Origin of the sequence: uncultured Ellagibacter sp., from assembly GCF_934617235.1 — a bacterium.
Classification (GTDB): Bacteria; Actinomycetota; Coriobacteriia; order Coriobacteriales; family Eggerthellaceae; genus Ellagibacter.
In genome coordinates this window covers 1-13,466 of the sequence record NZ_CAKTTZ010000057.1, presented here as the reverse complement: position 1 = coordinate 13,466, position 13,466 = coordinate 1, and the positions used below count along the sequence as shown (strand labels likewise).

Genomic DNA, 13,466 nt, shown 5'->3' with positions numbered 1-13,466 from the left:
CATCCGGAGGCGCCCGATCGGCGGCCCCTCGGGGCTTGCCCGTATCGTAGGCAATGCGCCGAATGCTCGCCACCGAAATTCACCGGTGGCTTACCTCAGACTGTAATGGGCTAGCTTATTTCCTTCCCGCATCTTTCGCCAGCTGTTTTCCGCCAAAGATGAAGAAGAAGGCGAAGGGAAGGAGCATGCCGGTGGCCATAAGCGGCAAGGCAATGGGGAGTTTGGACCATCCGCTGATTGCCAGTGGGCAAACGATGCACAAGGAGAAGAGAATCACAACGATTGCGAGCATGATCGCGAACGGGGCTGTTCCGCTCAGCTCGTCTCCAGTCGCCTCATTTGCGAGTTGATCCATCGATTTGCCGTTAGTGTCGCGAACAAAGAGAAGCGCGCAGATAAAGCCCAGGACGAATGGGACGATAAGCACAAGCACGACCAATGACCAGTTTGTGGTTCCTCCGATGGTTTGGAATGCTGCCATGCCCGCGATGCCTCCGAGCACGATAGAGGACGCAGAGCTTCCAAAGCGTGCGAACGCTTGGCACCATGCAACGCCCGTGTTGCGTATTGCGGTTGGGTACTGCTCCGGCATCAGGAGATTTACCGAGGTGATGGCGTAGTTTAGGGAGAAACCGAAGAGCAGCATGAGGCCAATGCAGAACAGGAATTGGTTGGGCGCGACGAAGATGGAGCAGATGACGATCACGGCGGCACAGAGAACCCATGCTCCTAAGAGGTTGCGCTTGCGGCCAACGCGGTCGGAGATGAAGCCTGCGGCAGAGTTGGAGATGATCGCCGCAAAATTGTTCCATGTTTGCAGCGACACCGCTTCCGAAGGCGAGTAGCCTATGCCGCTAAACAATGCCGGTAGCCAGGCGTTCATTCCGTAGACGCAGAACTGACCGACGAAGTACAGGGACCAAATTGCGCAAGTTCCAATGATGTATTTGCTGGAGAACAGTACGCTCGGCGTAGTTTTCTTGGGGCGCGGAGGGACGACCAGGCACGAAGGGTCGCGCTTGGTCTCGGTGCCGAGCGATATGCGCTCAATGTCTGCTAAAACCTTGACAGCGTCGTCGAAACGACCGGCGTTGGCATACCAGTGAGGCGTTTCCTTCATGAGGAAGAACAGGACGATTCCGTATACCAGGGGGATGCCGCCGATCAGATAGCACAGTCTCCAATTTGCATACATGGTTTGCTCGACTGTTTCACCAGCGGCTGTCGTGGCGATATAGGTAACGGCATTGGTGAAGTCGCCTAGAAGGGGGACCTCGGCGTTACAGATGGGGTTGGCGACGAGACCGGCGACCACCCAGCCGCCGACCATGCAAGCTTGGCCACAGGCGATGAAGAGCCCGCGGTGTTTTGAGGGCATGGTCTCGGCAAAGACGGTGGTGACGATCGGAATGCAAGAGCCGACGCCTAGTCCCGCAATCAGTCGGAAAGCCGCAAAGAACGCCAGGTCGTTCGAGAACGCTTGCGGCAAGGTGAAGAGGCCGTAGAACATGACGGCGATAATGAGCATCTTCTTTCTGCCTATGCGGTCGGAGAGGATGCCTCCGATAGCCCCGCCGATGACCATGCCGAGCAGGCCCCAGGTGGTAAGAGACCCCATCAGGGCGCCTGGATTGGGGTTATCCGGCCAAAAAGTGTGCGCGACGAACATGTTTGTCGAGTTGACGACCATGAAGTCGTAGCCATCGAGAATCATTGCAAGGGCAAGCAGCATGAACATGAGCCAGGTGTGTTTGTTCATTCCAAAGGAGTCGATAACTTCGGAAACGGTGTATTCCTTATTATTCATGTCCCCCTCCTCATTTGCTAGCGGTCTTTTGCTGGGTTGGTCGGTGCACCTATTGGGGGTAAGTGTATGTATGTGCCCTTGAATATGCGAAATGAAATCTTTTATAGACGTCATGCGCAAATGGAATAGTCTTGATTAGAAATCGTTGCTGGTCGAAGCCTACCGCGACAAAGTGACAATGGCTTTATCTTAGCCTGTCCATTGCAGCGGACAGCCACGGCATTTTTCTCGGCTACACTTCTCTCTATCGGGAAACGCGGCATATAGTAAGGATACTATGCCAAATGCTGTGTTATTCTCGAAGTGGTTCTATCCTGGCAGGGAAAGTGCGTCTCGCTGGCAAGGTGAAGGTTGAAGGTCCGTCAGCAGGGCGCGGATTCGGGAAAGAGGGCGCGCATGGCCACCATCGATGTTGACAAGCTTCGCGACTACATGACTGACTACTTCGGTACCGCCATGTTTAATGGTTTCCCCGCGGCGATCCTCGACCTCTCCGACATCGAGAGCATGGGCGCATGCGAGCTTTGCCAAAAAGCGGAATCCCTCGGTATCGACCTTCTCGATTTTGAAATTGAGTAGACGAGCCTGATGGCATGGGAACGGCAATGACCATGAGATAGCCCTTCTCATATGCGAAGAACAGGATTCAGGGTATGCTTATAATAAGCCAAAGCGGAAGTCCGATTACAACTCACTTTCTTGGGAAGCGCGAATGAGCGATCAGAGCAATTTCGAAAGACTGAAGACTACGCCCGTTACCGAGCTCAATCTCGGTAGTGCGAGTATTCGGCGCGTCATCAAGCATGCCGGGTTCGATACGCTTCCGAAGCTTCTCGATCTTTCGGAAAAAGATATTGATGCTCTTTTCGAATGGCGTGACGCTGACGTGATAATCGAGCTTCAGGAACGCTATCGCGCGAACCCAGAGAAGTTCGCTTCGTCAGTCTTGCAGAAGAGGGAAATCGATAAAGAAGCCGTTGACAAGACCCTCTCGAAAGCCAAGGCCTCCTTCGTTGCTCCGCGGAAGTTCAGCGCTTCGAGCGCCGGTCGTTTATTATTGACGCACGATGGGCCTACCTCGTTGCCTTCGATGCCATTTTCTGACGCATTGAGGGGTTTTGAGAAGCGCGCGAGGGAAGCGTTCGACGATCTCGACGACAGGTTCGATGACGTCATGGTCTACCAGGCGTTTGAGGAATTCCCGACCGATCTCGATGAGCTGAGTGATGCTTTCTTGCAACTCTTCAACTACTACTCAGCTCAGCCTCGATCAGCCCTCTCCCTGATCAATCGGCATCTCAGGAATGCTTTTGTGATATATGTGGCCGATAGGGCCCGAAACGTCTACAGCGACGGAAACCTGTGGGGCAACTTCTTCGCGGAGCTTCCAATTACCGACGGCAGCGTGCAAGGCTTGTTCAAGCGGGTCTTTGTCGACCACATCAAGCGGCGTGGAATGCCTCTTTATGCTCGCGACGAGGAAGTCAACTGCTATTACTACACCGCGCTTCTCCATGGCGGCTTGTCGGCTGATTCGTGGTCCAATCTTTGGGAGAAGTGCATCCTTCCCCTGGCAAACGAAATCGCCGCTGGTTATTATGGTTTTGGCGGGGAAATGGACGGGCACTCGATCCTCAAAGAGCTGAAGAACCCGGAGAGCCGGTTTGCGCCGAAGAAGGTTGTGCTGAACATCCTCGAGAAGGCTCCGGACTCGACCATCGCGCCCCTTTTCGAGGCATCCATGCGCGTGGCTGTCCAGGTAGAAAGCTCGAAAGACTCTCGAAGCGGCTACACGATGCTATCCAACTTTGGCCTTCCGGAAGCAGCTATGGATGCCTTGCGCGAGAGCCGGGAACAAACCTCCGCTGCCGCAAGATCTCGCTCTTCGAGCTCTCCGCGTGAGAGGCGGCAAAGTGGGCAGAGGCTTATCTATCTCCCCATGGCCAGTCTGCAGCTCGACCTCGCGGAGGGCATCGTGTCTATGCGGTGGCCACGGCAGCAGTTCCCGCTGCATCTTGCTGGGGCAAGAATCGATTACTACGTCGATGGCGAGATGGAGCACAGCTCTGAGTTCAGCGTAAGTGTGGGGAAGTGCATCCTTGAAGCTGCGAGCATCGCTGTCAAACCGCAGGCCCGCTACGATGTCGAGCTGAAGCTCATGCAGAAAAGCGAGCAGACCGGCGAATACATGGAGGCAAGCTCGTTGAACCAAACGTTCACTAGAAGCAAACCTGGCTGCTTCGAGTTCATTAAGGATGCCAAGGGGCTTTATCGCCTGCGTGGACGAAACGAGAGAATCGCGCGAACGCGCCGCATAGCCTACATTGTTAAGGACGGATGCAGGATCGAGCCTGGTCAGGGCATGCGTGCGGTTTCGGAATACGAGACCTCCGGTGGATGGGGCGGAACCCAGATCTTCATCTACGACGTTGATCCTGGTTCTTCGGGCTCGGTTGTAAATGACCTGACGGGTGAGGAAGTTGCCGTCTGGCAGGAGCGGTATGTCGCCAAGATAGACAAGAGGCGAATCATCGGCGAGACCGCCGACGGAGTTGACTTATACGGGTACATCCCGTGCGAACTTGGCACCAACGGCGGCCTCCCGTCCATGACCATAGAATCTATCGATGGCCTTGCCGCGCTCGATGACCTCGATATCATGTGCATAAGTGATGGGCAAAGAATATCGATACCACGCCGCGTCATGTGGTCGGATGACTACGGCGGGTCGACTGCGGCTCAGATCGCCCTCATCCCTCAGGAGTCGGGCCTATTCGACCTCCATATCGAGGAATGCTTGATCGAGGCAAGGCAGAAGTCCGCGCAAGGTAAAGTCGTTTTCAGATATCGCTTCGCCGTGGTTCCGATTCAAGACTTCAGGCCGACATCTATAAGCTTCGACTTTGGCATTGCGGTCGCCGAGTATGGTTTCCAGGCAGTCCTTGCGCTCGACGTCGTTGGAACCCAGGGAGAAGCCGCGGCCGTGGGTGCATGGGGTAGGTACACGGCCAAGACCCTCCTCAAAGATGAGTTCCTGCACCTTCGCATACGATCGAGCGAAAGCGGCAAGGAAACCGACGCGAAGCTCGCCCTTGCGGCCATCGACATTGGGATTCCCAGCACTCTCGCGCGCGTGTCCACAGAGCGTCCCGTCTGCTTGGCGGATGCTTTGGATCTTGGCCCAAGCGCCGCCAACTTCAGGATTGCCTCGTATGGGTGGCGCTACAACAGAGCCGCGATCGTGATGCTCGGTTTGGAACCTCTCCTCTTTAAGGAGCTCAAACAGCCGGGCGTGCACGAGTTCAACCTGTTCGCGCATACGGCTTCTTTCCAGCAGACTGACGACTCGAGGCCGAGCGATCTTCCCCTGAAGTTTTCTCTTATTTACGGTGACGATGTGACCCAGGGGTATCTAAGGCCGGCCTGGTCCGAAGTTGCGATTCTCGATTGCGCCGAGGGCATCGGCATCTCCGATTGGAAGCTGCTGGTAACTGCGGACGGGAATCACGTGCTTCGTTTTGAGGGACGGCCTGTTTGCGATGTTTGCTTCGAATTCAAGAGGAAAGTGGGCGGAAGACTCATCGCGGAGGCGTCTGCCGATGCTGGCGCGACGGAGCTCGTACTTCCGCCAAGCGTGGTTAGGTTCCTAGACGCCCGTAAGGCGGTCATCATGGAAATGTCCCCGAGTGACTGGCTGGGGGAGCCTCAGCACGAATATGCAACCAAGTTCATTCTGAGAAGGCAGGCATAAATGGTACAGGTCAAAGAATTCAATCCAATCGAGACTGCGCGCAAGGTGGAAGACTCCTACCGCGAGTACATTGCCACCACGATCCACTTTGCAGACTCAGACCTTCAAGCCCAGTTGGAGAGTATTCTCAAAAGGCCCGGCTACCTGGCAAAAGGCCCCTTCTTGGAGGCCGCACCACCGTATCGGAAGGGCAAGACTGGTGCCAAGCTGGTGGAGGAGGGGATTCTCTGCAAGGGAATGCTGGGCCTTGGCGGAGGCGATCCTGATAACTTCGATCCGCACCGCCCTCTTTACGTGCACCAGGTGGAGGCCATCGAGAAGGCTGCGCACGACCGCAACTATGCTGTTGTTACCGGCACTGGATCGGGTAAGACCGAATGCTTCCTTTTGCCTATTCTCAATGACATTCTCAAAGAGTTCGGAGATAAGGGCTGCTCCGCTGGCGTTCGCGCCATGATTCTCTATCCGATGAACGCTCTTGCGAACGACCAGCTCAAGAGATTCCGTATGCTTTTGGAAGGCACCGATATCACCTTCGGTCGTTACACCGGCGACACCGAGGAGACCGAGTCCAAGGCGCTCCAGAAATGGAAGGAAGAGAATCCCGGACAAGTCAAGCTTCCTAACGAAATCATATCCCGCGAGGAGATTCGCAAGAATCCTCCCAACATCCTGCTCACCAACTATTCGATGCTCGAGTATCTCCTCCTTCGTCCTGAGGATGCGCCGCTGTTCGGCAAGGCCTTCGGTGCGAACTGGAGGCATATCGCCATCGACGAGGCGCATATCTACTCCGGTACCCTCGGAACTGAAATCGCATACCTGCTGCGCCGCCTTAAGGCTCGTATCGAATCGGAAACGGGAGAGCAGCCCCATCTTCATTGCTACGCAACCTCCGCAACCATTGGTACCGATGAAGAGAAGCCGAAGGTTGCCCAGTTTGCGCAGGATCTCTTCGGAGAGCCATTCTCCGGTGGAGGGTCCGAACTCGACGTGGTGGGCAGCAAAAAAGACCAGCCGCAAGACGCCCTGGACGAGACGCCGTGGGGCATGCTTCCGCTGGCTGCGTGGGCAAGCCTTCGGAGGGCGCTTTGCGACCCCGAGTCTGTGGACGCATCGGCCATCAGCAAGGTGCTAAAGTCTTCCGACGTTCCGGCAAACGTGCTTTCGAGGATGGAGGGCGAAAGCCCGTTGCTAGGTCTTGGAAAGGTACTTTTAGGTGAGCGCTCTGCATGCAAGCTGGTAAGGCGCTGCGAGGGTCTCCTTGACCTCACCGATCTCGAAAGCATTGGAGAACTTGGGATCGAGGGGCTGGCGGGCAACAGCAAGGGAGTCGAAACTCTCACCGCTATGGTCGAGGTGCTTTCCTCTGCGCAGCGCTCCAAAGATGTTCCCATCCTCACGAGTCGCTTCCACTCTTTCCTGCGAGCTCCCGAGGGAATCTACCTCAACCTCCATACTCGCAAGCTCACTCCCAACAAGACTATCGCCGAGAAGTACGACGACAACAACGACACTCCCGTGTACGAGGTCTCGGTTTGCCGCCATTGCGGTCAGGCTTACATTCTCGGCAAGGAGAAGTCTGCAAAGGAGGCCGCCACAGCTTGGCTGAACCCTCGCCACGAGGGCACGGACTTGGATGACGAGTTTATCCCGAGAATCTACTACCGCATACTTGCGAACGAGGAGGAGCGCGATTCCGATGAAGAGGTCCAGTGGCTGTGCCCGATTTGCGGTTCGCTCCATCATGAGGCGGATGGTGGCCTTCACCGTTTCAGCCACGAAGAGGCCCCTCGCGTTCCCGTGGCGCTCAACCGGACTGAGAGCTGGCAAGCTGATGAAGAGACTGCGCGCTGCCGTCATTGCGGCTATCAGTCTCGCGTGGCGATCCAGCCAATGAGGGTTTCTCCCGAGGCTGCGGGAAGTGTTGTCTGCTATGACCTGGTCAGGGAGGTCCCTCCCTTCGACAAGGAGGAACCTGACGAAGATGACTGGTTTGCAGATTCCGACGAGGAGCGCAGGGCGGGGAGCATCATCTGCTTCTCGGACAAGCGCCAGGATGCCGCCTTCTTCGCTCCTTCTATGGAGCGCACTTACGGAAGCATCACGCGTCGTCAGCTTATCAGGGAGGCCGTGGAGGCCAGATCGGCAGATGGCGATGGCTGCAAGCCGAGCGCTGTGGTGAATTGGATAGCGAGTACCGCTAACAGGAGATATCCTGGTCTTTTGGGCTCCGACAAGAAGGGGCAGGCAACCGCGTGGGTTCTCGATGAGCTCGCCGCAGAGGATTCTCGCAACAGCCTCGAGGGGCTTGGCGTCGTGAGGATTGAGCCCGTCGAGTTTAACGAGGGCTTCTCGGACCCCAGGGTTCAGGGCCTCGTCGAAAAGCGCGCTTGCCAGCTCAACGCCGATGGCATTAAATGGCTCACTGCCGAGGATTACATTCTGTTTGCCAAGGTTTGCCTCGACTTGCTTCGAGAGCGTGGCGCGATTGAGGTTCCCGAGGGCGTGCCGGAACTCAGGAACAACCACGAGAAGCGAGGAAACCTTGTGGTTCTCGGGGGCGAGAGCGCCCCCAAATCAAAGGATATCGTTCAGTTTGCCGGTACGTCCATGAGCACTACCGAGAACAAGCGCAGCGTTTTCATTCGTAAATACGCCAAGAGGGTCCATGGCATCGACATTTCTCGAGAGGACTCGCTGAAGATACTCCAAGAGCTATTTATCTTCATGGTGAAATACTTGGGAGGTTACTTCAAGGCCGATGACTTCCTTGTTGGTCCCAAGGAGACCGTAAAGGAGAAGTTCAGGCTCAACAAGGATATCTGGACGATGTTCCCGCACGCAGACGACGACGTCCTCTACCGCTGCGATGCGTGCGGGTGCGAGACGCACTTGGATACCCACGGCGTTTGCGCGACGACAAAGTGCGAGGGGACGATGCGCAAGATGACCTTCGCCGAAGCCAGGGATAAGGATCGATTCTACAAGGTCGTATACCAAGAGGAAGCGCTGCCTCTTGATATCGAGGAACACACGGCGCAGCTGTCCTCCAAGAAGGCTCGGGAGATTCAAAGCGATTTCATCAAGGGGGACGTGAACGTGCTGTCGTGCACCACGACCTTCGAGCTTGGCGTGGACGTTGGGGATCTGCGCGCAATCTTCATGCGCAATGTTCCTCCTTCAACCGCCAACTACACGCAGCGCGCAGGTCGAGTAGGCCGTCGCGCGGGCAAGCCGGGCTACGCCATCACGTTCGCGCGCCTCCGTCCGCACGATATCGCGTATTTCGAGAATCCAGAAAGGATTATTACGGGTGCTACCAGGGTGCCCATGTGCTACTTGGACAACGACGCTATTGCCGTGCGTCACGTCTTCGCCGTGGCGATGTCTGAGTTCTTCCGTTACGCGAGCGAGAACTTGGGCAAGGAGGATTATTCCCATGAGTACAACAGCTTCATGGACCTCTCCGTTGAGGAACCGAACGGCTTGCGCGAACTGAGGAAGTATCTTGCCTCGAAGCCAGAACGAGTTTCTCGCCAGATCGCGCGAGTCATACCCGATGCTCTCCCTGTTTTCCAAGGCCTGGGAATTGCGGACTGGGGTTGGGTTGATATGCTCGTCGCGAGTCCTACTAGCGATGATGACGACGGCGGTAGGCTCGTGCGTGCACACGCTTTAAAGCATGCCGACTACGCCCGATTGCAGCAGGGCGTGGACGATTTCATGGGAGAAGACGAGTACAAGGCGTCGAGCCTTATGAGGGCGCTCGGTGCGCTTAAGAAGGAGCGGACCATATCGATTCTCGCGGAGAACGGCATTCTCCCCAAATATGGTTTCCCCACGGACCTGGTCGAGCTTCACCTTCCTGCAATTGAGCAGTCGATTGAGGACAACAGGCTCTCACTGTCTCGCGGAATGCGCCAAGCCATTAGGGAGTACTCGCCTGGTTCGGAAATTGTCGCAGGGAAGGTGCTCTGGCGCTCAGTTGGAATAAGACGGCCGAAAGGGCGTGACCTCCAGCAGCGTCGATACGGAAAGTGTCCCGAGTGCGGTGCATTCGTCTGGCCGATTGATAACTTCAGCAACACGGGGACGTGCCCTGTCTGCAAAACCGAATTCGAGCTGAAAGGCGTCATGCTGATTCCATCATACGGCTTCGAAGGCAAGCGGGTGGAAAAGGGCATCGGGCTTAGGAAGCCTCGTTCGAGGGGGTATGCGACGGTTCACTTCAGTCAGCACTGGTCGAACGAGACGAGTCCAGAAATAGTTCAGTTCGCAGGGGGGCGCGTCCAGAAACGCTATGCAGGTAACGGGCAGCTGTGCGTTCTCAATGCGCCTCGAGGAGGTTTTCATGTTTGCAAATATTGCAATGCTGCGGCGGTAGTTGGTGAGAAGATCGAACACTGGTGGTATTGCGAGAAGAGCGGAATCGCGCCGAAGATTCTTCGGTACGACGCTTTAGGGGCGTCATTTGTGAGCGATGTGCTTGAGCTCGTGTTCGACATCGAGGCAGCTCCTGCCTATGCCGATGAGGATTGGGAAGCTGTGGTGTGGGCGTTGTTCACCGCTGCCGCCAAGATTCTCGAAGTGCCCGAGACAGAACTTGGCGGAACGATGTACGAGAACGAGATGCATGGAGTATCCCTGCTTATTTACGATGATGTCCCTGGTGGGGCAGGCCATGCGCGCCAGCTTAGCGATAGGGTGACCGAGCTTGTCGAGGAGGCGTACAAGGTTGTGGATGGCCACTGTGGCTGTGGCGAGGAGACCTGCTGCTACGGATGCATCGCCAACTACTATAACCAAAGCAAGCAAGCGAAGCTTTCCCGTGGCGCCGCGAAACGAATACTGGGAAGCTTGCTGGGATATTAGGGAAGAGAAAAGTTAAAGGAAAGGAAGTCATCATGGCAAACATTTGTGATCAGCGCCTATTTTTCGTTTCTGAAAACGAAACGGCTGCAAAAGAACTACTCAACACTATGTCTAAAAACTTCGAGGAGGCAACGCAGGTCGAACTTCTCAAAGGAGTTGACGCGGATGCGAGTTGGGATAAGCTCATAATGGCAATGAACAGCGGAGTGGCTAATCACAACTTGTTGTGCCTTCTCGATAGTAATCCCGATTCTGGCGCTGAAAGCGGAACGCTTTCTGGATCGATGCAATGGGGCAAGCCGTGTATCGAATTGAGGCTCGGGCTTAAATGGAATCCCAGTTATCAAGTTGAAAGCTTTTGCAAATCTATGGATTCCAAGAAGTACGGCTGCGCATCTATTAACGGTGGGGAGTACGTGTGTGCTACGGGCGATGAATTCGCACATATTCAATGGGGTGAAGATTTCGGGTCGCCCACAGAAGGAATTGTAGATTATGGCGAGTACGCAGAATGGTCAGGCAAAGTTAAAAGCTCTGTGCCAGGCGATTTGAATGAAATTGCCCTTCGGGCGTTGTTTGACTCGGTTGAGCCGAGCGACTTCTTCTGGGAGGAGGCAAATGCTGGAGAATTCGAGCAAATCGAAAAGGCTGCCCCCGGACTGCTTGACGAAATAGCTGAGGAGCTCGGTTATGAGGATGCAGAGGAATTGCGAGATTGGGCCGAAGACGTCGAGGACGTGAAAGCTATGCTTTGGGATCTTGACGACGAAGAAGTCAGCGAAAGCTTCAGGAAGCGCCTTGCCATTGCGTCAAGGTTCGATCGTGGCAAAAACAGGGGAATCGATTTCGATGCTATTGATGCGAAAGACCCCAGTCTGCTGGACGAAATCGCAGAGTACTTCGACTACGAGAGCAGGGCCGATCTCATTTACGAGTTAACAGATATTTACGAGCTAACGGATTCTACCGAGCTGCGTGCTTGGTTTTCCGGAAGTATTGAAGACGAGGGAGAGGGAGGAGAGGAACTGCTTGAAAGACTGGAGAATATTCTTGATTAGTTGAGCGAACGCAACGATAGGCTTACAGGTAGAGTTCATTTTATGAAAGGATGCATTATGAGTGGCTATAACGATAATTTTACTGCGATTGCGTGCGATGAGTCCCAGATGAAGGGGCTTCTCAAGCTAATGATTACTAATATGATTCAAGGTGCTCCAAACGTGTGGAAACGTGGCATGGATGAAGAGACCTTCGATTTCAATGTTGACGATTTTGACACCATCGATGAATTGGTGTCAAAGGCTTCCGATATGTTCTGGAAGTATACGATGGAGGCCTTCAATCCGAATACGACAAGCTATTCCACAAGCGACGAGAGCAGTTTCGTTTTTAAGAAACATGGCGATTGGTATCTCATTGGATTCAGCTTCTGCACAGGTCTCTTTTTTATCGCAAACGATTTAGAAGACTACTTTACTAGACATCTGCCTGAAGGGTCGTATGCAATATCGGATATTCACAGCTACAATGGGGAGGATGAATTTTATCACGTTCTGAGAAATTACGACACCGAAGACGGCATGACCCTGTGCGGCGACAACGTAAATGACGGGGCTTTCTTTACATGGGATGACGAGGGCGGTATCCCCAAATCTGAATTCGAAAAACTGTACAACGAAAACTATCCGAAAAAGGATAAGGCTGATAGTCCTCTTGATCTTACGATGAGATACGTTCTCGACGAAGCAAAATGGGAATACATCGATAATTGTCCGTGGGATTAAGTTCGAAGATTCGGTTGGGCACGAGGTTTTTCGAGGCAGGTTTTTGCGTCGAGCAAAGGGAGACCCCGTGCCCAGCAAGAGAAAACCCTCAACACCGCTCAGCACCACCAGAGCCACCGTCAAATCCCGGTTTACCCAAAAGGAGGTGGCTGCGTAATGGGAAAGGTTAAGCTCGGATCAGTTTGCACCATCGTTTCGGGATCTACACCTAAATCCTCATGCCCAGAGTATTGGGGCGGCAGCATAAAATGGGTTACCCCTGCGGAAATTAGCGACGAAACTCATTACATCGAGGATACCGAAAGGCACATCACGGAAGAGGGGATGAGAAGCTGTCATCTACGAATGATGCCTTTGGGAACGGTTCTGCTCTCCTCCCGTGCTCCCATTGGCAAAACAGCGATCACCAAATCACCGATGTGCTGCAACCAAGGATTCAAGAACCTAATCTGTAGCAACTCTATCAGCAACGAATACCTCTACCACTTTCTAAATGCGAAGACCGATGAGCTCAAGTCGATAGGGCGAGGCGCTACGTTCAAGGAGATATCGAAGAAGCAAGTTGAATCCATCACGATTGATCTGCCTGCCCTAGACGAGCAAGACCGTCGGATCACGGTTCTCAATCAAATTGAGAGCCTGCTTAAACGAAGCCATGATTCAAAGAATCGTATCGACGACCTGGTCAAATCCCGGTTTGTCGAGATGTTCGAAGGGACGGTATTCTCAAAAGCAAAGCTCCCAGATATGGTTTGGTTTCAAGAAGGACCTGGTGTCAGAAATTATCAGTACACCAGTAGCGGGGTAAAGCTGCTGAATGTCGCAAATTTGCATGATGGCAAGCTTGACCTCAGCAATACGAATCGTTTCATATCAAAAGAAGAAGCGTATGGAAGATACAAACACTTTCTCGTTGATTCAGGAGATTTGATAATTGCCTCATCTGGAATTAAAGTTGAGTATTTTGACAAGAAGATTGGCTTTGCGAGCAAAGAGCATCTGCCCTTGTGCATGAATACGAGTACTATTCGCTTCAAAGTACTCGACGAGAGTGCACTCGATATAATCTATTTTGAGCATTTTCTCAAATCAACTTCTTTCAAGCGACAGCTGGAAAGACAAATTACGGGGTCAGCGCAGCTGAATTTCGGTCCTTCTCATTTAAAGAAGATGTGGGTAGACGTCCCGCCGCTTGCCCTTCAGCAAGAGCTCGCAGCTTTCGTCTCCCAGGTCGACAAACTGAGATTTG

The 13,466-nt window shown here is 54.0% G+C and carries 7 protein-coding genes; 6 read left to right on the top strand and 1 reads right to left on the bottom strand.

Annotated elements, in window-relative coordinates; translation table 11 throughout:
- Positions 1-115 precede the first annotated feature (115 nt).
- Positions 116-1,807: an MFS transporter gene (locus Q0G85_RS09445; RefSeq protein WP_297157253.1), complete on the bottom strand. Its 1,692-nt coding sequence runs from the start codon at positions 1,805-1,807 to the stop codon at positions 116-118.
- 396 nt (positions 1,808-2,203) lie between these two features.
- On the opposite strand from Q0G85_RS09445, the gene Q0G85_RS09440 reads away from it, so the two are divergent.
- The 6 genes from Q0G85_RS09440 to Q0G85_RS09415 all read left to right on the top strand — a co-directional run.
- A complete protein-coding gene (locus Q0G85_RS09440; protein ID WP_297157249.1) occupies positions 2,204-2,386 on the top strand; it encodes a hypothetical protein in 183 nt (60 codons plus the stop codon).
- Between the two features lie 133 nt (positions 2,387-2,519).
- Positions 2,520-5,558 (top strand): hypothetical protein, encoded by a 3,039-nt coding sequence (locus Q0G85_RS09435; RefSeq protein WP_297157246.1) that lies wholly within the window; start codon positions 2,520-2,522, stop codon positions 5,556-5,558.
- Positions 5,559-10,433, top strand: coding sequence for a DEAD/DEAH box helicase (locus Q0G85_RS09430; RefSeq protein WP_297157243.1), 4,875 nt, complete (start codon positions 5,559-5,561; stop codon positions 10,431-10,433). It abuts the gene before it with no gap.
- 32 nt (positions 10,434-10,465) lie between these two features.
- Positions 10,466-11,491 (top strand): hypothetical protein, encoded by a 1,026-nt coding sequence (locus Q0G85_RS09425; protein WP_297157240.1) that lies wholly within the window; start codon positions 10,466-10,468, stop codon positions 11,489-11,491.
- 57 nt (positions 11,492-11,548) lie between these two features.
- On the top strand, positions 11,549-12,217 hold the full coding sequence (locus tag Q0G85_RS09420; protein ID WP_297149108.1) for a hypothetical protein: 669 nt from the start codon (positions 11,549-11,551) through the stop codon (positions 12,215-12,217).
- A 156-nt stretch (positions 12,218-12,373) separates the two neighbouring features.
- On the top strand, positions 12,374-13,466 hold a 1,093-nt coding region (locus Q0G85_RS09415), incomplete at its 3' end, for a restriction endonuclease subunit S (protein ID WP_297157236.1).

Bases quoted from the DNA above. Each gene is read 5' to 3' on its own strand.
- Q0G85_RS09445 (WP_297157253.1), bottom strand. From the start codon at position 1,807: ATGAATAATAAGGAATACACCGTTTCCGAAGTTATCGACTCCTTTGGA.
- Q0G85_RS09440 (WP_297157249.1), top strand. From the start codon at position 2,204: ATGGCCACCATCGATGTTGACAAGCTTCGCGACTACATGACTGACTAC.
- Q0G85_RS09435 (WP_297157246.1), top strand. From the start codon at position 2,520: ATGAGCGATCAGAGCAATTTCGAAAGACTGAAGACTACGCCCGTTACC.
- Q0G85_RS09430 (WP_297157243.1), top strand. From the start codon at position 5,559: ATGGTACAGGTCAAAGAATTCAATCCAATCGAGACTGCGCGCAAGGTG.
- Q0G85_RS09425 (WP_297157240.1), top strand. From the start codon at position 10,466: ATGGCAAACATTTGTGATCAGCGCCTATTTTTCGTTTCTGAAAACGAA.
- Q0G85_RS09420 (WP_297149108.1), top strand. From the start codon at position 11,549: ATGAGTGGCTATAACGATAATTTTACTGCGATTGCGTGCGATGAGTCC.